The sequence below is a fragment of the Microbacterium sufflavum genome, from assembly GCF_023091155.1.
Lineage (GTDB): Bacteria > Actinomycetota > Actinomycetes > Actinomycetales > Microbacteriaceae > Microbacterium > Microbacterium sufflavum.
On record NZ_JAHWXK010000001.1, the window covers coordinates 758,664 to 781,378 of the forward strand.

The 22,715-nt window shown below is 69.6% G+C and carries 23 protein-coding genes; 13 read left to right on the forward strand and 10 right to left on the reverse strand.

Annotated features, from left to right (window positions below; genetic code table 11):
- Positions 1-72: 72 nt before the first annotated feature.
- Entirely contained in the window at positions 73-1,992 is a 1,920-nt protein-coding gene (locus KZC56_RS03795; protein ID WP_247637907.1) for a heavy metal translocating P-type ATPase, read from the forward strand.
- Between the two features lie 123 nt (positions 1,993-2,115).
- On the forward strand, positions 2,116-2,394 hold the full coding sequence (locus KZC56_RS03800) for a hypothetical protein (protein WP_136036303.1): 279 nt from the start codon (positions 2,116-2,118) through the stop codon (positions 2,392-2,394).
- A 15-nt stretch (positions 2,395-2,409) separates the two neighbouring features.
- On the opposite strand, the gene KZC56_RS03805 is transcribed toward KZC56_RS03800, so the two are convergent.
- The 3 genes from KZC56_RS03805 to KZC56_RS03815 form a co-directional block, all read right to left on the reverse strand.
- Positions 2,410-4,044: a fucose isomerase gene (locus KZC56_RS03805; protein ID WP_247637908.1), complete on the reverse strand. Its 1,635-nt coding sequence runs from the start codon at positions 4,042-4,044 to the stop codon at positions 2,410-2,412.
- Complete coding sequence (locus KZC56_RS03810) at positions 4,041-5,558, reverse strand: FGGY-family carbohydrate kinase (protein WP_247637909.1); 1,518 nt, start codon at positions 5,556-5,558, stop codon at positions 4,041-4,043. The genes KZC56_RS03805 and KZC56_RS03810 overlap by 4 nt, the downstream gene beginning before the upstream one ends.
- Before the next feature lie 122 nt (positions 5,559-5,680).
- A complete protein-coding gene (locus tag KZC56_RS03815) occupies positions 5,681-6,667 on the reverse strand; it encodes a LacI family DNA-binding transcriptional regulator (protein ID WP_136036300.1) in 987 nt (328 codons plus the stop codon).
- A gap of 102 nt (positions 6,668-6,769) precedes the next feature.
- On the opposite strand from KZC56_RS03815, the gene KZC56_RS03820 reads away from it, so the two are divergent.
- Complete coding sequence (locus tag KZC56_RS03820; RefSeq protein ID WP_247637910.1) at positions 6,770-7,903, forward strand: glycoside hydrolase family 172 protein; 1,134 nt, start codon at positions 6,770-6,772, stop codon at positions 7,901-7,903.
- 51 nt (positions 7,904-7,954) lie between these two features.
- On the opposite strand, the gene KZC56_RS03825 is transcribed toward KZC56_RS03820, so the two are convergent.
- The 6 genes from KZC56_RS03825 to KZC56_RS03850 form a co-directional block, all read right to left on the reverse strand.
- Complete coding sequence (locus KZC56_RS03825) at positions 7,955-10,441, reverse strand: GH116 family glycosyl-hydrolase (RefSeq protein ID WP_247637911.1); 2,487 nt, start codon at positions 10,439-10,441, stop codon at positions 7,955-7,957.
- Positions 10,438-11,223: a hypothetical protein gene (locus tag KZC56_RS03830; protein WP_247637912.1), complete on the reverse strand. Its 786-nt coding sequence runs from the start codon at positions 11,221-11,223 to the stop codon at positions 10,438-10,440. The genes KZC56_RS03825 and KZC56_RS03830 overlap by 4 nt, the downstream gene beginning before the upstream one ends.
- Positions 11,220-12,122: a carbohydrate ABC transporter permease gene (locus tag KZC56_RS03835; RefSeq protein WP_206252399.1), complete on the reverse strand. Its 903-nt coding sequence runs from the start codon at positions 12,120-12,122 to the stop codon at positions 11,220-11,222. The genes KZC56_RS03830 and KZC56_RS03835 overlap by 4 nt, the downstream gene beginning before the upstream one ends.
- Entirely contained in the window at positions 12,119-13,045 is a 927-nt protein-coding gene (locus KZC56_RS03840; RefSeq protein ID WP_205828199.1) for a carbohydrate ABC transporter permease, read from the reverse strand. The genes KZC56_RS03835 and KZC56_RS03840 overlap by 4 nt, the downstream gene beginning before the upstream one ends.
- Entirely contained in the window at positions 13,038-14,360 is a 1,323-nt protein-coding gene (locus KZC56_RS03845; RefSeq protein WP_205812626.1) for an ABC transporter substrate-binding protein, read from the reverse strand. The genes KZC56_RS03840 and KZC56_RS03845 overlap by 8 nt, the downstream gene beginning before the upstream one ends.
- 155 nt (positions 14,361-14,515) lie before the next feature.
- Positions 14,516-15,667: a glycoside hydrolase family 183 protein gene (locus KZC56_RS03850; RefSeq protein ID WP_247637913.1), complete on the reverse strand. Its 1,152-nt coding sequence runs from the start codon at positions 15,665-15,667 to the stop codon at positions 14,516-14,518.
- Positions 15,668-16,004: 337 nt separating this feature from the next.
- On the opposite strand from KZC56_RS03850, the gene KZC56_RS03855 reads away from it, so the two are divergent.
- From KZC56_RS03855 to KZC56_RS03900, 10 genes are all read left to right on the forward strand, one after another.
- The gene (locus tag KZC56_RS03855) at positions 16,005-16,523 is read left to right on the forward strand and encodes a hypothetical protein (protein ID WP_136035974.1); all 519 of its coding nucleotides are present in this window, start codon (positions 16,005-16,007) and stop codon (positions 16,521-16,523) included.
- 190 nt (positions 16,524-16,713) lie between these two features.
- A complete protein-coding gene (locus KZC56_RS03860; RefSeq protein WP_206252394.1) occupies positions 16,714-16,956 on the forward strand; it encodes a hypothetical protein in 243 nt (80 codons plus the stop codon).
- Positions 16,957-17,214: 258 nt separating this feature from the next.
- The gene (locus KZC56_RS03865) at positions 17,215-17,778 is read left to right on the forward strand and encodes a DUF2247 family protein (protein ID WP_136028688.1); all 564 of its coding nucleotides are present in this window, start codon (positions 17,215-17,217) and stop codon (positions 17,776-17,778) included.
- Positions 17,779-17,833: 55 nt separating this feature from the next.
- The gene (locus KZC56_RS03870) at positions 17,834-18,106 is read left to right on the forward strand and encodes a hypothetical protein (protein ID WP_247637914.1); all 273 of its coding nucleotides are present in this window, start codon (positions 17,834-17,836) and stop codon (positions 18,104-18,106) included.
- Positions 18,107-18,117: 11 nt separating this feature from the next.
- Positions 18,118-18,816: a hypothetical protein gene (locus KZC56_RS03875; protein WP_247637915.1), complete on the forward strand. Its 699-nt coding sequence runs from the start codon at positions 18,118-18,120 to the stop codon at positions 18,814-18,816.
- Positions 18,788-19,369 carry a hypothetical protein gene (locus tag KZC56_RS03880; protein WP_136035968.1) on the forward strand — a complete coding sequence of 194 codons (582 nt, stop codon included), beginning with the start codon at positions 18,788-18,790 and terminating at the stop codon, positions 19,367-19,369. The genes KZC56_RS03875 and KZC56_RS03880 overlap by 29 nt, the downstream gene beginning before the upstream one ends.
- A gap of 121 nt (positions 19,370-19,490) precedes the next feature.
- On the forward strand, positions 19,491-19,892 hold the full coding sequence (locus tag KZC56_RS03885) for a hypothetical protein (protein ID WP_247637916.1): 402 nt from the start codon (positions 19,491-19,493) through the stop codon (positions 19,890-19,892).
- Complete coding sequence (locus KZC56_RS03890; protein ID WP_247637917.1) at positions 19,877-20,392, forward strand: hypothetical protein; 516 nt, start codon at positions 19,877-19,879, stop codon at positions 20,390-20,392. Before KZC56_RS03885 ends, KZC56_RS03890 begins: the two co-directional genes overlap by 16 nt.
- Positions 20,393-20,426: 34 nt before the next feature.
- A complete protein-coding gene (locus KZC56_RS03895; protein WP_247637918.1) occupies positions 20,427-21,011 on the forward strand; it encodes a hypothetical protein in 585 nt (194 codons plus the stop codon).
- 20 nt (positions 21,012-21,031) lie between these two features.
- Positions 21,032-21,262, forward strand: a complete 231-nt coding sequence (locus KZC56_RS03900; protein WP_247637919.1) for a hypothetical protein — start codon at positions 21,032-21,034, stop codon at positions 21,260-21,262.
- Between the two features lie 61 nt (positions 21,263-21,323).
- Here the strand turns inward: KZC56_RS03900 and KZC56_RS03905 are convergent, their stop codons facing one another.
- Positions 21,324-22,688, reverse strand: a complete 1,365-nt coding sequence (locus KZC56_RS03905) for a type 2 periplasmic-binding domain-containing protein (RefSeq protein ID WP_247637920.1) — start codon at positions 22,686-22,688, stop codon at positions 21,324-21,326.
- Positions 22,689-22,715 lie beyond the last annotated feature (27 nt).

The following is a 22,715-nucleotide window of genomic DNA, read 5'->3' on the forward strand; positions in this document are numbered from 1 at the left end:
TTAAGTTCTGCGGGTGAAAGAGTGGACGATCCGCCCTTGGCCTCCGCCGCCGTTCCGCGGGATGCTGGGGGCATGCGTTCGCTCGGCCTGCTGTGGCGGTATCCGGTCATCACCCTCACCGTGCTGGCGTTCGCCCTGGTGGGCGTGCTGCACGCGGTCGATCAGCAGCAGGTCGGGCGCTGGATCGCGACGGTGTACGTCGCCGCGGTCGTGGTGTGGACCCTGATCGGGATGGTGCGCGACGTGCTCCGCGGCCACGTCGGCCTCGACATCCTCGCGGTCGTGGCGATGGTCGCGACGCTCGCCGTCGGCGAGTACATCGCGGCGCTCATCATCGTGCTGATGCTGTCGGGCGGGGAGGCGCTGGAGGACTTCGCCGGCCGCCGCGCCCGCCGCGACCTGTCGGCCCTACTCGACCGGTCGCCACGCATCGCCCACGTGCTGCACGACCCCGGCGACGCGCAGTCGGACGAGGCGCACGACGTGCCGGTCGACGAGGTCGCGGTCGGTGATGTGCTGCTGGTGCGTCCGGCCGAGATCGTGCCGGTCGACGGCACGCTGCTGACGGCCGAGGGCGAGTTCGACGAGTCCTCGCTCACCGGTGAGAGCCTGCCGGTCTCGCGGCACGCGGGCGAGGAGGTGCTGTCCGGCGCGATCAACGGCAGCCGGGCGATCCGCCTCCGCGCCCTGCGCACCGGAGCCGACAGCCAGTACCAGCAGATCGTCGCCCTCGTGCATCAGGCCGAGTCCTCGCACGCGCCCATCGTCCGTCTCGCCGACCGGTTCGCGATCCCCTTCACGGCCGTCGCGCTCGTCCTGGCCGGCACCGCGTGGGCGCTGTCGGGCGATGCGACGCGCTTCGCGGAGGTGCTCGTGCTCGCCACCCCGTGCCCGCTGCTGATCGCGGCACCCGTGGCGTTCCTCGGCGGCCTGTCCCGGGCCGCGAAGTCGGGCGTGATCATGAAGAGCGGGGCCGTGGTCGAGCAGATCGCGCACGTCCGGTCGGCCGCGTTCGACAAGACCGGCACGCTCACGCAGGGCCGCCCGGAGCTGGTCGACGTGCGACCGGCGCCCGGCTTCGACGCGGACGAGGTGCTGCAGCTCGCCGCCTCGGCCGAGCAGTACTCGTCGCACGTGCTGGCCGCGGGCATCCGCACCGCCGCCGAGGCGCGGGGGCTGCCCCTCGAGGCGGCCGCGGAGGCGAGCGAGACCGCGACCAACGGCGTCTCCGCGACGATCCGGGGCCGCACGGTCGTGGTCGGCAAGCCCGCCTACGTCGCGTCGCTGGCGCCCGACACCGTGCGCGCCGAGCTGGGCACGGGCGAGGCGGCCGCCTACGTCGCGGTGGACGGACGCTTCGCCGGAGCGCTCCTGCTCGCCGATGCGGCGCGGCCGGAGGCCGCCGCGGTCGTCTCGTGGCTGCGGCTGCACGAGGTGGAACGGGTCGCGATGCTCACCGGCGACGTGCGGTCGACGGCCGAGTCGGTGGCGCACCAGCTGGGCATCGAGGAGGTCCACGCCGAACTGCTCCCGCCGGAGAAGGTGCGGCTCGCGGCCGAGCTCGAACCCCGGCCCGTGCTGATGGTCGGCGACGGCGTCAACGACGCCCCGGTGCTCGCGGCAGCCGACATCGGCATCGCGATGGGCGCCAAGGGGGCGACCGCGGCGGGCGACGCGGCCGACGTGGTGATCCTCGTCGACTCGCTCGCGAAGGTCGTCGACGCGGTCGCCATCGGCCGGCACACCCTGCGCGTCGCGCTCACGGCGATCTGGATCGGCATCGGGTTGAGCGTCGGGCTCATGGTCGTGGCGATGACGGGCCTGATCCCCGCGGTCGCCGGGGCGCTCGTGCAGGAGCTCGTCGACCTCGCCACGATCCTCTACGCCCTCCGCGCGCTGAGCGGTCCGCCCAGCGGACTGCGCCCCGGTGCCGACGGCACGGGTGCGGACGCGATCCCTGCGGTCGCCGCGACGCCCGCGCCCGGCCGCTGACCGGCGCGCTCACCCCTCCTCCACGACGCCGTCCGACGACGGTCACCGCACCGATGGGGTCTTCGCGCGCGGGCGCCTGCGGAATACCGTGACACCGTGGATGTCCTGGCAGACACTGGAGGCATGCCCGTGAACGACCCGCAGATCTGGACGCTGCTCGGCGTCTTCGCCGCCGTGATGCTCGGCGGGATGACCCTCCTGACGACGCAGCTCAGTCGTGTCATCCGCTCCGAGGTCGGTCGCGTCGAAGGCACCCTCTCCGCCCGCATCGACCGCGTCGAAGGCACCCTCTCGGCCCGCATCGACGGGATCGACGCCCGCCTCGGTCGGATCGAGTCGAAGGTGGAAGACCTCGACAAGGAGCTCACGAACCTCGCCGTGCGGTTCTGGCGCTCGCAGTGACGCCCCGCGCCCGGCTCAGACGCGCACGTCCCCCACGAGGTTCACCCGGATCCCCATCCCGTCGAACATGGCGGCCTTCGCGATGAGGGCCCGGTCCGCGGTCTCGGCGTCGGGCGCATAGACGAGCTGCGCGTGGTTGGCCTTGTGCCGCGCCATGAACTGGTCGCGCGAGATGCCGTGCAGCACCACGTGGGCGATCGGCCACTCCGGGTTGGTGGCGTCCTTGCGGCGGTGCGTCTCCTCCTCCGGCAGCTCGACGACCGAGGCGCGGAAGATGTCGGCCTGCAGCACACCGTCCGCGATGAACACGCGCGACAGCACGACCTCGCCGGGCTTCGAGACGCCGTTGATGGTGGCGCCGCCCGCGGGGAAGAACACGTGGCCCTGGCGCCAGCCCTCCGCGTGCTCCCAGCCGCCGAGGTGCGAGGCGGGCACGGACCCGGAGATCTCGTACACCCACACGAACTGCCCGTCGAAGTCCTCGCCCCAGCGCACGTCGTGCAGCGTGTTGTCTGGCACGAGGCCCATCGCCCGCCAGACCCGATCGGTCACGAGTGCGTCGACCGCGACGCCCTCGTCGGCCTCGTTGAAGTGCGGGAACGCTCGGCCCTCGTGCAGCACGCGGGAGCCGTCGCGCGATGTGACCGGCGGGCGCTCCGTGGTGTTGAGGATGCCCTCGGCGAGGTCGGACGCGGGCACCAGGTCTTTGAGACCCTGCTGGTACTGGATGCCGACGGCGTCGAGCCCGAAGTCGTCGGCGATGCGCAGCGCGGCGATGTACATCTTGAGCTGCCACTGCACCTGCTCGCGCGTGAGCTCGGTCGCGGCGTCGTCGCCGTAGCGGAAGGTCATGCCGTGGTCGATCAGCCAGTCGTACGCGGCGTCGGCCTCGTCCTCCGTCACGGTCAGCATCTCGGCGTACAGCGCCGACTGCGACAGCCGCTCCTTGTAGATGCCGGTGTGGTTGAGCAGTTCGTCGTCGAAGATCGCGTTGTACATGCCCATGCAGCCCTCGTCGAACACGCCGATGATGGCCTTGTCGGCGCGCAGCTGCGCGGCCAGGGCCTCACCGAGCTGCTTCTCCGGGCTGTCCGCCAGCGCGGGCAGCGGACGCACGTGCGACTGGTCGTGCGTGATCGCGCCGGTCTCGGTCCACTCGCGGATGCCGTCGATGAACCAGTCGTCGGTGTAGTCGACCGACCAGGTGGTGGCGTAGGGCTTGCCCATCTTCGTGAGCCCGGCGTTCAGGCCGAGCAGACCGACCAGCCCCGGCCAGTCACCGGCGAAGTTGGCGACCGTGAGGATCGGGCCCTCGTGCGTGCGCAGCCCGGCGAGCACGTGGTGCGAGTACTGCCAGTTGGCGATCGCGACCACCAGCGGGGCATCGGCCGGGATGTCGCGGAACACCTCGAGGCCCATGCGCTGGCTGGAGATGAAGCCGTGACCGGTCTCGGGGTCGACGCCGAACGGCCGGATCACCTCCCAGCCGAGGTCGTTCAGCACGCCCGTCACACCCGCTTCGAGCTCCACCTGGGTCGGCCACCCGGCGACGTTCGCCGACTCGCGCAGATCGCCCGAGGTGATGAGGTACGCGGTCTTCGGTGCCGCGGTCGGGCGCGCGGCGGGCGCGGGCAGGGTGTACGTGGTCATGGTGCCTCCGGGGTCGGGGTGGTCGGGGTCGCGTCGCGCTGGTCCGCGGCGAGGTCGTGGACGACGGATGTGGTCCCCTCGTACAGCCGGACGTAGCGGTCGAACAGGGCGTCGTAGAAGGGGCGCAGCGCCGCGTCGGGCCGCACGGTCTCGGCGATCGGGTTCCAGTCGTCGATGGCGGGAGCAGCACCCGGGGTCGCGGTGGCTCCGGCGGCGAGGAACGCGGCGCCGTAGCTCGCGCCGATGGTCGTCTCGGGCACCTCCTGCACGAGTCCCGTGACGTCGGACACGATCTGGAGCCACAGGCGCCCCTGGGTGCCGCCGCCGACCGCGACGATGCGCCGGATGTCGGCGCCGGCGGCCCGCATGGTCTCGACGTTGTGGCGCACGCCGAGTGCCGTGGCCTCGAGCGCCGCGCGGTACAGGTCGCCGCGGGTGTGCTCCAGCGTGAGGCCGGCGATCACGCCCCGCGCATCCGGGTCCTGGATGGGCGTGCGCTCGCCCGCGAAGTACGGCAGCATCAGGAGCCCGCGGGCGCCGGGGCCGGACGTGGCGGCCTCGCCGAGCAGCTCCGGGTAGTCCGCGCCGGTGAGGTCCTTCAGCCAGGCGGTGAGCGCGCCGGAGGTCGAGAGTCCGCCGGCGAGGTTGCGCGTGCCGGCGAAGGCACCGGCGGTCGTCCACATCGAGGGCGTGCGCAGGGTCTCGGCGCCGGTCGCGACGAGGAACATCGTGGTGCCGTACATCAGCATCAGGTCGCCGAGCTCGTGCGCGCCCACGCTGACGGCCTCGGTCCAGGCGTCGATGGTGCCGGTGACCACGGGGGTGCCTGCGGGGATGCCGGTGGCGGCGGCGGCCGCGTCGGTCACGGTGCCCGCCACGTCGCCCGCCCACCGCAGCTCCGGGGCCTCGATCGTGCCCGCGTAGCGCTGCCACCACGGCTCGTGCCAGCGCTCGTGCTCGATGTCGTACAGGGGCGACACCTGACTGGCGGACTGGTGGTCGAGCACGTAGGCGCCGGTCAGCCTGCGGGCGAGCCAGGACGCGGGCATGTAGAGGCGGCGGGCGCGCGACCACGCCTCCGGTTCCTCGTCGGCGACCCAGGCGATCTTGGGGCCGCCGGCCTGCGACGTGAGCGTCGAGCCGCCCACGCGGGTGATGTCTTCGTCGCCCAGCTCCGCGGTCATCCGTGCGATCTGCGCGGTGGAGCGGGTGTCGACGCCGTAGAGGATGGCGGGACGGACGGGGTGGTCGTGCTCGTCGGCGAGCAGGATGCAGGGACCCATGCCGCTGACGCCGACCCCGGCCACCTCGGCTTCCGGCACTGCGGCCAGGAGCTCACGGGCCAGGCCGACGAACTCGTCCCACCAGACGTCGCCGTCCATCTCGACCCAGCCGGTGCGGGGGCGGCTCACCTCGTGCGCGCGCGTCGCGGTCGCGAGGATCGTCCCCGCCTCGTCGACGAGCACGCCCTTGCTGCTGGACGTGCCGATGTCGACACCGATGGTGCAGCGCATGGTCCTCCTCGACGCAGGGCGGCCGGTGATCCGACCTTTCGCCATGGTAAGCGAAATCGATTTCAAGCCGCAAGCCGATGCGTGGGCGTTTCCCCGGCAGAGCCCGCCCGTCCGCAGGGGCGTCAGGCGCGGGGCGTGCTCGCGGACTGCACCTCGTTGCGCAGCACCACCGTGCGCGCGGGCTGGGTGTCGCCCTTGATCCGCTCCAGCAGCATGCGCGCCGCCGTGACCCCCATGTGCCGCGCCGGGAGCCGGACGACGGTGACCGCCGTGGGCGAGAGCGTGGTGAAGGGCAGCGATCCGATCACCGCGACCCCGACCGCGGGCGGCGTGAGCCCCCGCTCGGTGAGCACCTGCAGGGCGCCGACCCCGATGAGGTTGTTGCCCGCGACCACCGCATCGGGCGGCTCGGGCAGCGCCAGCAGCTCCTCCATGGCCGCGCGGCCGCCGTCGACCCGGAACGTCGCGAAGCGCACGAGCTCGTCCAGGTCGAGGTCGGGCTCTGCGGCGGAGAGCGCGGAGCGCCAGCCGGCCGCGCGCTCGGCCGCGGTGTCGATGTGTTCGGGCCCGCCGATGTAGGCGATGCGACGGTAGCCCGCGGCGATGAGGTCTTGCGTGGCGGAGGTGCCGGCGGCCCGGTTGGCCATCACCACGCCGTCGATGTCGTACGTGGTGCTGCGGTCGACCGCGACGACGGGGCGCCCGGTGGCGAGGATGCCGCTCAGATCGCTGTGCTCGTCGGCGGTCGCGATGATGACGCCCGACATGTGCTCGGCGATCGCGATGCGCAGGTACGTGGCCTCCTTCTCCAGCTGGGCGTCGGAGTTGCACAGCACCACCGAGTACCCGGCCTCGGAGGCGACGTCTTCCACGCCGCGCGCCATCTCGGTGAAGTACGGGTTCTCGATGTCGGGGATGACGAGCGCGATGACCTCGGAGCTCTGGGTGCGCAGGGTGCGGGCCGCGCGGTTCGGCGTGAAGTGCAGCTGGGCGGCGGCCTCGCGCACCGCGGCCACCTTCTCCTCCGAGACGCTCGTGCCGTTGAACACGCGGGAGACCGTCGCGGGCGAGACGCCCGCGAGTTCCGCGACGTCGTAGATCGTGGCCATGCACCCTCACTGCCTGTCCGGTGGCCCCGGACGTGAAGCAACAGTATCGCGCGCTCGCGAGGTCTCTGGTGCATCGATCTGAAATCGATTACATTGGCGGCCATGACGCCTGCACCCTCCTCTCTGTCCACGCTCGCAGCGCTGCGCACCGTGCAGACCCGGTCCATCTCCCCCGAGAACTTCGACGGCTCGCCGGGCGGCGGCGGCCGCGCCACCGAGGGCACCGGTGCGGCGAGCGCGCGCGACCTCGGCCCCGGCTGGAAGATCTCCCCCAGCGTCGACATCCCGGCCGGAGAGACCTTCGAGCTCGCCGCGATCGAGGGTCCGGGCAAGATCACCCACATCTGGATCACCACCCACACCGACAACTGGCGCACCCTGCTGCTGCGCGCGTACTGGGACGGCGCCGCGGAGCCCGCGGTCGAGGTGCCCTACGGCGACTTCTTCTGCAACGGGTGGGGCGTGTTCGCGCAGGTGAACTCGCAGACCATCGCCGCGAACCCGCACGGCGGCTTCAACTCCTACTGGCCGATGCCGTTCCGCGACGGCGCCCGGCTCACGCTCGAGAACACGTCGACCGTCGACGTGCGCGTCTACTACCAGGTGACCTACGAGGTCGGGGGCGATCACTCCGACGACGCCTACTTCCACGCGCAGTGGCGACGCTCGGACCCGCTGGAGGACCGCACCCCGCACGTCCTGCTGGAGGGCATCGAGGGGCGCGGGCAGTACGTCGGCACCTACATCGCGTGGGGCGTGAACTCCAACGGCTGGTGGGGTGAGGGCGAGATCAAGTTCTACCTCGACGACGACACCGACCACCCCACGATCTGCGGCACCGGCACCGAAGACTACTTCGGCGGCGCGTGGAACTTCGACATCCCCGGCCAGGGCTACACCGCCTTCTCCACCCCGTATCTGGGGATGCCGCAGGTGATCCGGCCCGACGGCCTCTACGTGTCGCAGCAGCGCTTCGGCATGTACCGCTGGCACGTGCTCGACCCGATCCACTTCACCACCGGCATCCCGAGGGTCGACATCCAGGCGCTCGGCTGGCGCAGCGGCTGGCGATACCTGCCGCTGCGGGACGACATCGCCTCCACCGCGCTGTTCTACCTCGACCGGCCGACCGCGCGCCGCCCGCGCACACCGAGCGCCGACGACCTGGAGGTGCACCTGGGCAGCGCGGCCGTGCCCGACATCGGCGCCTCCCCGTCGCGCCCGCCGCAGGGCTGACACCGAGCACGACGAAGGGCGCCCGCTTCCCGCGGGCGCCCTTCGGTGCGTTCACTCCGCGCGCACCACGGTGAACGGGCAGTCGCCCTCCACCACGTCGACCTCCACCTGCTCCCCCACGGTGACGGTGCCGTAGCCCGCCGCGCTCACCCACGGCCAGCGGCCCTCGGCAGCGACGTGCAGCTCGCCCGTCCCCTCGTCCACGCGCACGCCGGAGCGCGCCTGCAGCAGCGTCCACCCCGCCATGGCCCTGGCGTAGTGATCGCCGCACTCGATCTCGTTGTAGGGGTTGCGGCGGCGGCCGTCGTGCCGGTCCCACAGTCCTTCGAGCACCGCACGACCCTCCTCCTCCAGCCCCTCGAAGAAGCAGTGCGCCGCGACCTGCCACTCGATGCCCGTCCACACCTCGTCGGCGTAGCGCGTGGGCACCTCGGGTCGTCCGCCCTCGGGCCACGTGCACATCAGCAGCCCGACGTCGTCGGCCGTGTCGGCATAGACGCGGTACGGGTGCGCGAAGTCCGCGAAGCCGTGCCGCAGATTCGAGGCGACCACGTGCCGGAGGGCGCTGCGCACGTGCTCGGGCGGCAGGATCGGCCCGAGCCCGAGCTGATGCGCCCACCACTGCCCGATCACCTGGTCGGACAGCACACCCGTGCGCCACTGGAAGTCCTCCGGGTCGCCCTCGTCGAGCACCTGGACGTAGTGGGTGCCGTCGAACAGCAGCTCGTCGTACCCCGCCGAGCCGGAGCGGAACCTCTCGGCCGCCTCCGCCGCGGCGTCGGTGTCGCCCACCCGCCGCGCGAGCTCCTCGTACGCCCGCAGCGCCGCGAGCCACAGCGTGCCCATGAACGGGTTGACCCCGGCAAGGTCGATGTCGTGCGTGCTGGGCTGGATGCCGCGCAGCACGCCATCACCGTCCGCGTCCCACTTCTCCCGGATGTGCGTGTACAACCGCACGAGCTGAGGCCAGCGGCGTTCGAGCCACTCCGATCCCGCCCCGCGCTGCACGTCGCGCAGCGACTTGAGGATCGTGGCGAGCATGCCGTCGAGCGCGGGCTCCTCCGGTCCGCCGATGAACTCGTCCGTCATCTGGTGCAGATACGTGGGCACGCGCAACCGGTGCGGGATCGACCCGTCGGCCGCCTGCATCACGTCGAACTCGGTGTCGCGCATGTTCCGCTCCAGGCTCGGCCACAGCCCGGCGAGCGCGGCCTCGTACTGCCACACGTGCGTGCAGTTGAGCGGGCAGGAGCCGCCGAAGACGCCCGACCACATCCAGGTCGAGTCGCCGAGCGAGCCCTCGTAGCCGTAGAACCGGCCGTCGGCGCCGATGAAGCACGTGGGGCTGCGCACGTATGCGGCCTGGGCGGCGAGGTGCTCGACCTCCCGCGCGTCGAGGCTCGACCCCGCGAGGGTGCCGGTCCACCGGAGCGTGCGCTCGACGAGCTCGTCCCACCGGCGCTCGACCGTGGCCTGCACGTCGAGCGCGTCGAGGTAGCGCACGCCGTACGCGTTGCCGAGGTAGAAGGTGGACGCTCCCCATTCCGGGTGCGGCGCCCCGAACTGCTCGATGTCGACGAACCGGTTGGGCAGGTGCCACGAGATCGAGAAGCGGATCGTGCGCGAGGCACCGGGGGCGAGGGCGAAGGGCACGCCGACCACCCCGAGCCACGACCGTCCCTGCGGGCTGGGGCCGGACCCGCCCTGCGGGGCGTTGAGCTGCGGGTCGCCGATCGTGGGGGCGAGCGCGAGCCGGGAGCGTCCGTCGTTCCCGGCGCGGGAGCGGAGGAACGCGTCGAGGTGCTCCAGACCGCTGCACCGCGTGAGCACGGCCGCTGTCTCGTCGTCGGCGGCGAGCACGAGCTGCCCGGCCAGGCGGTCGCTCTCGTCCAGGCTCGGGTTGTCCATGACCACGCGCGACCAGCCCCTGCCGCGGCGCAGGCGGTTGACGTTGCCGCCCAGCCCCGGAGTGCTGTCGGCGATGGGCGTGATGCCGTCCCACCCGATCGCGTTGAGCAGCGACCCCGCGAGCGTGCCGTGCACCCCGATCGAGCCGGTGTTGGTGAGCGTGAACTCGAACATCCCGGTCGGGATCGAGCTGAGCTCGACGTCGCGCGGGGCCATCGGGTTGAGCACGCGCATGCGCACCTCGACCGGATGCCGCGGATCGGTCAGCTCGACCTCGGCCACCGGGTACGTGCCCCGGAACGCGGCGCTGTCGAACGTGCTGAAGCTCTCGGCCGCCGCGGTCATCCACTCGGGCACGAAGCCGTCGGTGGTGAGCGAGGCCTGCGGATCCGGGACCGGGGTGCCCTGCACCATCGAGATGACGTTGAGCGGCGGCTCGACCTGCGTGACCCGCAGCCAGAACCCGGTGCCGGGGAGAGCGCCCAGGTGGTTCGGCATGCCCTGCAGCTGCCACTGGCGCAGCGACCCGTCGGCGTTCACCGCGAAGCCGCCGGTGCCGATGCCGCCCACGGGCATCGCCAGCGCGGGGGCCTCGGTGTGCGGACGGGACGGGGACAGGCGGTCGGTCATGATTCTCCTCGTGCGGGTCGACGGCCGGGGACGAGCGGCGGAAGCGCCACTCCGGATGCCGCGGCGACCGGCCAGGCCGCGGCGACGGACAGCAGCACGAGCAGGGGTGCCGCGAGCAGCAGCAGCCCGCCGAACCAGGTGAGCCCGAGCCACGCGACCGCGGCCGACGCGGCGAGCGCGGCCAGCGGTCCGAGCGGGCGACGCACCGCCGCGACGGCGCAGACGACCGCGACCGTGCGCAGCCCCACGTCGTCGCGGAGGGCGGCGACGGGCACCGCGACCACCGCGACGAGCGCGACCGCGGCGGACAGCAGCAGCGCCGCGAATGCGAGCACGGCGAACAGGGGCACCGCGGCGGAGGCGGCGATCGCGCTCGTGACCTGCGACCACGCCAGCAGCACCGCGGGCGCACCGGCACCGACCGCGACCGCGAGCACGCGGCGGCGGAGGCGCACGGCCGCGTGGTCGAAGATCCGGTCGTGCAGCGCGCCGAGGGCCCACGCGGCCGGAACCGCGCACGCGGCGACCACGAGCAGCGGCACCAGCGGCGACGCCGGCCCGAGCAGTGCCGCCCCGAACGCCCAGGCCGCGAGCGCCGCGGCTCCGGTCACCCCGAGCGGCGCGAGAGCCCGCCACGCCGCGGCCGGAAGGCGCAGCAGCACCGGGTCGACCGCAGCGGGAGCGGAACCGGCGGCACGGGCGGCCGCCGTCGCGTCGGCAACGCCCGCGGAGCCCGCAGCACCAGACCCCGCCGTGCGAGTACGCGGATCCACCCTGCTCATCCCTTCAGCCCCGTCGATGCGACGCTCTCCACGATCTGCCGCTGGAAGGCCAGGAACACCGCGAGCAGCGGCACCACGACCATGGTGATGGCGGCGAACACGATCACGGCGGGGGCGGCGCCGAAGCCGTTCTGCAGCGTGACGAGCCCGAGCGGCAGGGTCATGTTCTCCGGGCTGGACAGGAAGATGAGCGGCCCGAAGTACCCGTTCCACGAGGCTTCGAACCCGAGGATCGCGAGGGCCGCGACCGCGGGGGCCGAGAGCGGGATGAGCATCCGGAAGAGGATCCACAGGTGTCCGGCGCCGTCGAGTCGCGCGGCCTCGTCGAGTTCGCGCGGGATCGTCTTGAAGTACTGCGACAGGAAGAAGATCTGGAACACGTTGATCAGCGCGGGCAGCCACAGCGACGCGAGGGTGTCGACGAGTCCGAGCTGCCGCATCATGATGAAGATCGGGATGATGACGAGCTGTCCCGGCACCATGAGCGCCGACAGCATCACGACCAGCAGCACGCGGCTGCCGCGGAAGTCGATGCGCGCGAACGCGTAGGCGGCGAGCACCGAGAAGAACAGCGCTCCGACGGTGGAGATGAGCGCGAGCGCGAGCGAGTTGCCGAACTGCTGGAAGAACGGCATGTACTCGAACACGTCGGCGAAGTTCTGCGTGGTGAACGGGATCGGCAGCCAGCGCGGCGGGTCGGCGAACGCGAACTCCGGCTCGGTGAAGCTCTGCACGATCAGCCAGAACAGCGGCGACAGCATCAGGATGCCGAACACCACGAGCACCACGTCGACGATCACGCCGCCGACGGTGGGACGGTGGCGGCGGCGGCGGCGCTGCCGCTCGACGCGGGTGAGCACGTCGGTCCGCGGCTCCACGGTGGGAGGAAGAACGGTCATGATTCGTGCACCCACTTCCGACGGCCGAGGAACTGCAGCACGGTGACGCCCATGATGATGACGAACACGAGCAGGGCGACCGCGGCGGCGTACCCCATGTCGAAGGCCTGGAAGCCCTTCTCGTAGAGGTACATGATGATCGTCGTGGTGGAGTTCTGCGGTCCGCCCTTGGTGATGATCTGGATCGGGTCGAAGATCTGGAACGCACCGATGAAGGTGATGATCGTGGCGAAGAACATGGTGGGCGACATGAGCGGCAGCGTCACGTTCCAGAAGATCTGCCACGATGTCGCGCCGTCGGTGCGGGCGGCCTCGACGAGCTCGGTGGGCACGGTCTGGAGTCCGGCGAGCATGATGATGAACGTGAAGCCGACCGTGTGCCACAGGTCGATGAAGATGATCGCGGGCATGGCCCAGGCCGGGTCGGCGAAGAAGTTGGGCAGCTCGATGCCGAACGTCGCCGCGTACTGCGCCACGTAGCCGAACGTCGGGTCGAGCACGTACTTCCACAGCAGGGCGACCGCGGCCCAGGAGATCAGGAACGGGAAGAAGATCGCGACGCGGGCGAAGTAGCCGAGCACGCGGCTCGCGACCCGGTTGACCGCGAGGGCGAGCAGCAGCCCGAACACCAGGTGGGTGACGATCGAGGCGAACGCGAACACGAACGTGTTCAGCAGCACCTGCGGCAGGATCGGGTCGGAGAACAGGCGCACGAAGTTGTCGGCGCCGACGAACTCCGGGGTGGTCAGCATGTCCCACTTCAGGAACGCCAGCGCGATCGCGAACACGAACGGCCCGGCGACGAAGACGAGGAACAGCAGCAGCGCGGGACTGACGAACATCCAGCCCGCGGTCGCGGTGCGACGCCGCAGGAGCTCTGCTCCCGGGCGCCGCACCGTGGGGGCGGCGGCGATGCTACTCACCGACCAGCTGCTCCAGCTCCGCCTGCGCCGCGTCGAGGGTCTTCTGCGCCTCGCCCTGACCGGCGATGATCGTGCCCCACGCCTCCTCGATGACCTTCTGCGCCTCGGCGCCCTGGTCGATCGAGGGGATCGGGGTGGCGAAGTCCATCGCCTCGCTCAGCCGGATGGTGCCCTCGGGGGCGTTGTCGGTGAAGGCGGGCGAGTTCGCGACCGACTCCCGCGCCGGCACGATGGTGCCGCCGATCTCGGCGAAGTAGCTGCCGGCCTCCTCCGACATGAGGAACTTGATGAAGGTCCACGCGGCCTGCTTGTTGTCGCTGTTCTTGGCGATGTTCCAGGCGTCCCAGCCGACCGGCGAGCCGTTGCCGGTCTTGGTGGGCCAGTTCACGACCACGGTCTTGTCGACCATGTCGAGCTCGCGCACACCGAGCACGGGCCAGCGTCCGCCGCTGAGGATCGCGAGCTTGCCCTGCTTGAACGCGGTGTTGCCGTCGAACTGGCCGCCGGGCTTCGGTGCCAGGCCCATCTCGACGAGGCTGCGGGCGAACTCGGCCGACTCGACCGCCTCCGGGGAGTTGTAGGTGGGCTCGCTCCAGTCGGCGTTGAACGTGCTGCCGCCGTTGGTGGTGAGCCACGGCATCACGTCGACGAAGTAGCCGGAGCCCGCGCCGACGAGGTAGGCGCCGGTCTTCTCCTTGATCTGCTTCCCGGCCGCGACGAACTCGTCCCACGTCCAGTTGCCGTCTTCGGGGATGGCGACTCCGGCCTTCTCGAACACGTCCTTGTTGAGGTACATGGCCATGGTGTTGAACCCGCCGGGGATGAACACGGTCTCGCCGTCGGGGCCCGCCGCGAACTCCTCGTTGAACTTCTGCAGGTTGGGGCTGATGTCGTCCCAGTAGTCGTCGACGACGTCTTGGTCCTGCTCGATGTAGGGCGCGAGGTCGGCCAGGATGCCCTTCGAGGCGAACAGCCGCTGCCCCTCGGTGGCGACCTGGATGATGTCGATCTTCTGTCCGCCGGCGAGACGCGTCGCGACCGTGGTGGAGAACGTGGCCCAGTTGCCGCTGGGGATGCCGACGGCCTTGAGCTTGATGTCGGGGTACTGCTTGTTGAACTCGGCGAACAGCGCGTTGAACGCCTTCTGCTGGTCGGCGTCTCCCATGTAGACGAAGTTGAGCTCGCCGCTGTCGGGCTCCCCCTCGGCTCCGGCGCCTCCGCCCCCGCCGCCGCCCCCGGAGCATCCGCTGAGGGCGATGCCCGCCACCACCACGGATGCTGCGACCTTCCACATGCGACTGCGTGTCTTGCGCATTGGTCCTCCTCAGGACGTCACTCGTCTTCGAGTCATGCTGTGTCCCGGCTGCCGCCGGGTGGGGGTGCCGACCAGCTCGCGTCGATCCACTCTGATCGGGTATGCGCCAGGTTAGGCGAAATCGATTTCATGCGCAATAGTCGGCGACGGGCTGCTCATCCGTCGGCACGGTCGAGGTCGGCGGCGAACCAGAACACGTTGTACGGATCCCAGAGCGAGAGCGTGAAGTAGATGCGCCGACCGTCGTCCGAGACGTACCGCGGGTCGAGGTAGGGGCCGTAGAGCCCCGGGTAGTCGTCGCCGGGCACGAGCTCGATCGGCTCGCCCCAGGGGCCCCACGGGGTGATGCCCTCGCGGATGTAGGCGTTGCCGGCGTCGGAGTAGGTCATGATCCAGCGCTCCAGGTACGTCGACCACATCACCGACAGCTCGCCGATCGTGCCCTCGACCACGACCTGCGCGTCGTCCAGGTCGTCCGACCACACCGGTTCGTCGCCGTCGAGGCCCGCGAAGTAGGAGTAGGAGCCCTGGTCCTCCACAGCCTCCTCGGTGGCCGGCACCCGCATCAGCCGCACCTCCCCGAACCGCCCGGAGGGGATCGCCCACAGGTAGATCCAGTCCTCGCCGTCGGCGGTGACAGGGGCCGTCGCGAACTGCACGAAGCCGGAGTCCCCTGGCCACTCGATGCCCTCGACGGGAGCCCAGGTCTGCCCGTCATCCCGCGAGACGACGAGGGCGGAGCGGTTCGCATCCCACGCGCCGGGGTCACCCCAGTAGCTCACCGACATGTAGGAGACGTAGATCGTGTCGCCGATCGCGAAGCCCGCGGTGGGGATCTTGGTGACCTCGCCGGAGCCGTCGTTGGGGTCGTGGTCGCCCTCGATCAGCGGGGCCGCGAGCCCGATCCCGTCGGCCACCCAGCCGTCGAAGAAGATGCCGTCGGTCGGGTCGTCGTCGGTCGTCCAGGCGGCCACGTTGGAGCGCCACTGCCCGCCCTGACCGCCGGTCGTGCCCGGTGCGCGCTCGCCGAACGTGTCACCGAAGAAGAACCAGGTGCGGTCGCCCACGGTGGTCATCGAGCCGAGATCGGTGCCGGCCACGCCGACCGCCTCGGTGTCGTTGATGCCCGCCGGTCCCGTCAGCTGCGCGACCTCAGTGAGCCCGGAGATCCCGGTCAGCACGAACGGCTTGTCGGGGTCGGAATCGAGTTCCACGGGCGCCCCTCCCCCGGCGCATGCGGTGACCGTGACGGCCAGGGCGGCAGCGGCGAGCAGGGTGGTCGAGCGACGGGCACGGGTGGCAGACATGCGGCTCCTCGGCGAGCGACAGGGGTGTGGAGGCCGACGATACCGAAATCGATTTCAGTGCACCAGGGCTTTTGTTCGGGGGGCGGAGCGCATCGTGCACGGTCAGCGGCGTCGCGGCTCCACCAGCCGCCGCGGGGGCATGACATAATCTCCCCGTCCAGGTTCGCCGATCCTGGATCCGCGCTTGACCTCAGTCCGAACCTGGCCGCCGACGACGACGTGGCGGCGTCCTCACCCGAAGGGCTACGCATTCGATGACCAGACACGGGCAGGCGGTCGCGCCCTTCTCCGAGCATCTGACACCGCACTCACACTCCGTCGCACCGATCGCTTCCCCGTGATCACGCTCAGTGAGCTGCTTTTCGCCGACGCTCCAGAAGACACGAAGGACGAAGACCCCTTCATTTCCGAAGAGGATGCGTTTCTCGAAGCCCAGGTGAATGCCGTGCACTTCGACGCCATCACCGCCACTCTGGGCATCCTGTGCGATCTGCGGACCGCTCTACAGCTCGACGAAACGAACACGGGGCTTCTCGTTCTGAGAGGCGTGGGTCTGCTGGAGTGGTCCGGTGTCACCGACCGTCACAGGACGTCGTGGAAAGTGGTGGGCTCTTCGGCCCGGTCACTCGACGCGGGACTGGAACTTCATCTCGCATTGACTCCGGGGGCAGATCTCCGGGTCCGTGGGAGGAGCGCTGTCTTCCACTCGCTCGACGTGGCGGCGCTCGGAGAGATTCCCGACTTCGGCTCGCATACGGATCAGGAGGTGCGCAGCATGTCCCCACGGTGGGACTCCGCCGCCCGCGTCGTCCGTACGACACCGTTGGCGCTGGGACCCGGCAGGGCTCCCCGTTGAGTGAAAGGTACGCAATGCCGGAAGGGGAACTGAAGCTCTACCTGAGCTCGAGCGAAGCACTGGTTCTTTACGATTGGTTGGCGTCGACCCATGAGAGAGGCCTACCCGGCCTCGATGATGCCAGCGCTACCGTGCTGTGGGATCTTGAATCTCAATTGGAGCCACTCCTGGTCGATAGCAAGGGGGCCTGATGTCTGCGGATAACTACTTCTCGCTCGGATTGGGGGTCGTCCTCCTTGTTTTCGGCCCGCTCGTGGTGCGCCACCGTCAAAGGCTCTTCGATATCACCGCGGACGCCAATCGCGCCCTCGGTGGCGCCCCGGGCCGCGAGGTCGCCAAACGTGGCAGCGCCGCGTGGGTGGGCGCGTGCGGCATCGCGATGATCGCATTCGGGGTCATCGCACTCCTCGCGGGCGTGTTCGTGCGGGTGTGAGGGAATGCACACGTTCGCGGTGGCGTGTATCGCCAGTGGCATCGCCATCCTCCTGGCGGGATCCACCATGCTCCTGGCACGAAAGCGCCTGCTGAGGTTCGTACGCGCACGCTACGCCGTTGTTCTGAGCGAGGACCAGCTCTCCCCGCGGGAGGTCTCCCGGAGAATGCCCCGAATGCGCGCCATCATCGTCATCGCGACCGGGTTCCTGCTCTTCGGTGGCGCCCTGTTGACCCTGGGGTTGTTTCGAGTGCTGGCATGACCGCAGAGATTGATTGGAGTGCCATGAGCGAGGACCTCCTCAGCATCGATCTGGATGGCGATGACATCTCACGCCGGTCGCGGATGACGCTGCCCGAGTTGGATCTCGGCTTGCGGAAGGGGTGGGTCCGCCCTTCCGAGGGGATACGGCTCGTGGATCAGGCGATTCGCGAGGATCAGCGTATGCGACCCGAGGTTTTCGAGTTGACAGCGGCCGACGAGTGGAACTTCGCGGAGAAGGTGAGCCGACTCGTCCCCACGCCCACGGAGGAAAGCGACCGAAGTGCCCTGGGTATCTGGACCTACCTTTTCATGGCGTGGCTCTACGACAATCGAGACAGATTCGCCGACGTGCTCGGCATCGTCGAACTTCTGGCCGCAGATCTGGAGTTTCCGCCCGAGATCTCCGGAATGGTGAGGTGGATGCCGCCACCGGAAGGAGAGGAAGTGGGGATCGATGCTCTGATGCGCCACTGGGAACGGTATGTGGCGTCACGCCGCGAGGTGTATTCCGCACCGGAGCGGATGTTGGATGCTCCCCGTCGGACCTTTCCCGCATGAGCGGATTTATGCCACAGTGTCGGAAGAAACGCCACCATCGACAGGAGCGGTGAGAATGCCCGACATCGGTGTCGATACCGTCGTTCCGAATCTGCTGGTCGGAGTGCTGGTGATCGTGTTGGGCATTGTGGTGATTCGTCACCGCGCCCGTCTCAACGGGTTCATGTTCTCCGCGCAGAAGTCAATGCTCGGCGAGCGGTATGCGCGGGCGTCGGCAGGTCGGCAGACGCCGTGGATGATGGGCACGGTCGGGGTCGGCATCATCTGTATCGGACTGGCGATGACGGCAGCCGGAGTTGCCGGCGCGATCCAGAACATCGTCCTGTGACACGTCGACGGATGTACGGGGCACAGGGATTCGGCGAGCGCGGCTTCCTGTCTTTCCTTCGCGACAACGCGCGCCCTTCCGGTGACGTCGATCGTGAGCTTCTCCGGGCACCGATTCCGGACCTCAGTATCGATCACCTTCCCGAACGGATCGACCCCAACGCGGATGGTCTCTTTCACCTGGCAGCGATCCTCTGGGATGTCGATGAACGTCTGGCGCTGTCGATGTTCCGTGAGGCCGCGAGCGCCGGGTCGTGGGATGCCCTCGCTGCTCTCGGCGAGGGCGAGAACTGGCTGGGTGATCACGACCAGGCGGTGGTGCACCTTCGAGCCGCACTCGATCTTCGCCCGGACGGTCACGCACGGCTGGAGGGTCTACTCGGGGAGAGCCTGGTCCTCACTACGGAACCCGGCGATCCACGAGAGATCGAGCGCCTCCTCACGGCGGGCCTCCAGGAGTCTCCGGAGTTCGCGCTTCCGTTGGCGCGGCTCCTGCTGAGTGAGGGGCTGGTCGAGGAGGGGCGGGCATGGACGGAGTGGGCCGGCGAGGCCGAGGTATACGGAGCGGCGCTCCTCCTCGGCAACCTCCTGAGCGAAACGCCGGACAGCACCGACGCGGCCGAAGCGGCGTACTGGCTCGGGATCGCCACCGGTGACGCGCACAGCGGCCCACAATCTCGCGGTGCTGTTGCAGCAGCGGGGCAACGATGAACGCTCCAGAGAACTCCATCGACTCGCCCGTTCGATGGGCGACCGTCGCCCTTGGACTGACGGGCGGGCCGTCATGATGATCGCGTCGTTCTCGTCCGCGCCCGCGGAGGCGGCTGATGCACAGAGCGCATCGACCGGAGCACGGATCGGGGCACTTCTGTGGGGAGCAACGGCGACCGGACTGTTCGTGCTACTGGGGCACGAGAGCAGCATGTGGTGGATCGGGCTTCCCGTCTACGCATTCGTCGCCGCCGCGCTCGTGCGTTCCGCCTGGCTCGGCGTCTGGGTCTCGCCTGGAGCGGTGAAGGTGGTCTCCTGGTTCCGTACGCAGCGCTTCAGGGCCGGCGAGGTGTCGGCTGTGGAGCTGGTCCCCTACTTCGGCATGGGCGGTGCCTCCGTCGGATGGCTGCCTGTCGTCGGGTCCGTCCGGATGATTGAGGTCGAGATGACGAGCGGTCGGCGCGTGTGGCTACCCTCGACCATCGGCAGGCGGAACGGCGTCCTCCGGCTCGCGAGGACGATGCGCGCGGCGCTGGGCCTGAGTATCCATTGACCTCAGCGGTGTGCCGGCGACGAACACCCCGGGGCGGGAAGGAATGCGTGCTTCTCCCTCCCGGAAGCCCGCAGGCCGTTGCCACTGGTTGACCGACCTCACGGTCGGGAATGATGGGGTCGTGGAGACAACCACCCTCGACGACGTCGACGAGCCCGTCCTCGACCTTCATACGGCGCGCGTCAACGCCGGCGTCTTCGAGGTGGCGGGCTGCGCGGATCTTCAGGGCGGACGACTTCTCTACGAAGCGAGGAAGACCGGCGGACGCAAATTCCCCTCGTTTCGGAGGGCGAGCTGGGAGCGATTTCCCTTCACCGTGACGATCACCGGCGCCAGCCACTTCCACGTCCACGATCCGGAGGGACTCGGCACGATCGTGCTGGACCGCGTGACGCAGCATCCGGGCTCCGTCATCCTGCGCGGTGTGATTCCGGGCGAGATTCACATCGCGAAGACGGAATCCTCGGCGCCGGTGCTCACCATCGATCGAATGATCAGGCCGGACGAATGTCCACGCTCCTGACGGTCGCCTTCCTGACAATGGGTGCGCTTCTGGTGGCCTCCGCTACCGTCGTCGCAGTTCATCGCGAACGCGTGGGGCGGAATGTGATAGCCGCGGGCATGGCGGGGCGGCTCACACTGCCTGCATCCACCGTCGGTCTGGGCGTGAGCCTGATTCAGTTCCTCGTCGCGATCGGTTGCTTCGTTCTCGCCGTCTCTCTGCCTCGACGGCTGGGCGATGGCCGAGGTGAGGCATCACTCGTGCGTCTCGGGGAGATAGGGCCGCCGTGGGGTGAGGTACTGACCGTCGGCGTGGTCGCCGTCGGTCTCGCCACCTGCATCACTGGTGCACTCCTGTTGAGCCGATGCTGGTCGCACCGTGCGACGTGGCACACCGATCGCGGCCTGTCAGGGCTGCCACGTCGCGACCGCCGCCTGCTCTACGGCGGGAGTGGCCTTCTCCTGATCGGAACGGTGGCCTTCGTGGGCGGCGTGCTCTTTCTCTTCTCGGCCATCACATGACCGACTGCCTCGCCGTCGTGAAAGGAAGGGAACCATGCTGACCCTCGACTACCGGATACATCGGGACGCGAGCGCAGACGACGTGGCGTGGGATCGGATCGACGACGTGTCGCTGGGCTACTGGCGTTTCCTCGGTGACATCGTGCTCATGACGGACGACGCAGACCAAAGCATGCGGTGGGGCTGGTTGCCGATACTCGGCTTCGCGCTCCAGATGACGAACGCGGCCCACGTGATCCAGCGCGGTGAACCGCACACGCTGGAGATCCTCGGATCGGAGCGGTGCCTCCACTTCGCCCCGCGAGGCACTCGGATCGAGATCGTCGCCGACGACAGCGAACGGCCGGCCTTCGTCTCGGCACAGGAACTGGTCGAGGCATCGGATCAGATGCTCTCTCGACTACGCGCGGAAGTGGAGGGACGGCACCCGGGCCTCCTCACCAACCGCCGCTACCGCGACCTGCTCTCGTTCGACCCGGAGTATCCGACGCGAGCGACAGAGGCGAACCACCGCGCCGCCGGCGGAGATGATGGCGTGCGTGGAGAATCACCCTCGACGAGGTCTCAGACCTGGCCCTCGGCAGGGACGGTGACATCGACCGATGGAAAGGCGATCTAGGTGAAAGGACTCACCGTCGAATGATCCTCGGCGTCGTTATCGGGCTCGTGATCGTGACGGTCGGAGCCGCACTTCTTCTCGCCAGGCACGCGTTCTTGCGGTTCGCCCTGCGGTGGTTCCGACGGTTCTACGGTCAGCCCGTGGCCGACACGTTCGAGCATCGCGGAGAGAAGGGGATCATCGTTGGCGGCGCCGGATTCATCGTGTTCGGGATCGTGCAGATCGTCGTCACCGTTGTCGGGCACTCCTAGCGATCACCGACACAACCGTGGGTGGGGGCGACGTCCGCCCCCACCCACGCCCCTCCGGGGTTCAGCCCGCCGTGGCGTTCTCGTAGGCGCGCATCGCGGCGTCCTGCGCATCCTTCAACGCGTCCTCGGGAGACTTGTCGCCGAGCAGCGCCGCGGTGATGGCGTTGTTCAACTCGTTCTGGATCTCCTGCCCCGCGGGCGAGGAGCCGAACGACTTCCCGTAGTCCACGACGTCGTAGTACGTGGAGATCACCTGGTCGAAGCCCGCGTTGCCGCTCTCGGTCACGAACTTCTCGCGGATGGCCTGGTCGGCCGAGGGCGAGCCGGTGAACAGCCCGGTGTTGATGCCGCCCTCCTCCTCGATGGTCTTCGCCCGCGCGTCGCCCGCCGCCATCCACGCGTCGTCCGAGGTGAGGTTCACCATCCACGCGCACGCCGCCGCGGGGTTCTTCGCCCCGACGGGGATCACGAACGCCGTGCCGGACGCGACCGAGAACGGCTCCCCGTCGCTGTTGAGGAACGGCACCGCCTCCAACTGGATCTGGTCGGCGTAGGGGCTGAGCACGTTGGGGTACCACTGGGCGTTCACCTGCGAGCCGACCTGCTGCGCCACGAACTGGTTCTGGTCGCCGAACGCGTCGAACGAGTCGGTGAAGCTCTTCACCGCCGCGAAGCCGCCCTGCGCGTCGGTGATCTGCTTGAGCATCTCGATGCCCGCGACGTTGCTCGGGTCGTCCAGGGTGGGGGCGCCGTCGGCGTCGTTGAGCTGACCGCCCATGCCGAGGATCCACAGCCCCGCCTGGCCGGTGGCGACCGGGTCGAAGCCGAGCCGCGACGGCACGCCGCCCGACTCCTGGTACATCTTCGCGATCGCTCCGAGCAGCACGTCGGGCTGCGAGGTGTCGATCTCCTCCGCGGTCACCCCGGCCTCGTCGAGCACGGCCTTGTTCAGCAGGATCGCCGGCGGCTGGTAGAACTGCGGCACCGCCCACACCGCATCCTCGTAGGTCACGTCGTCGACCACGAACGGGTACCAGTGGTCGCGCGGCGTCACGTCCTGCGCGGCGAAGCACTCGTCGAGCGGCATGATGAGGTCTTGCGCGGCGTAGGTCGTGACGTAGCGGCGGTCCATCTGCACCACGTCGGGCACGTCACCGCTCGCGATGCGGGTGGTGAACTTCTGCGCGTCGAAGGCCGTCGCGTCGAGGTCGACCTTCACGTCGCTCAACTGCTCTGCCGCATAGTCCATGCGCGAGGTGCCGACGTCGTCGGCGTTCTCGAACCCCCACGCCTTCAGCGTGCCGCTCGGCTCCGCACCGAAGTCGGCGTCGGCGGCCTGGTCTCCCCCTCCTCCCCCGCCGCAGCCGGCGAGGACGAGGACGGATGCGGCGGTGACCGCGGTGATTCCCCACATGCGTGTGCGCATGACTGCTCCTTTTCGATCGGTGGTGCG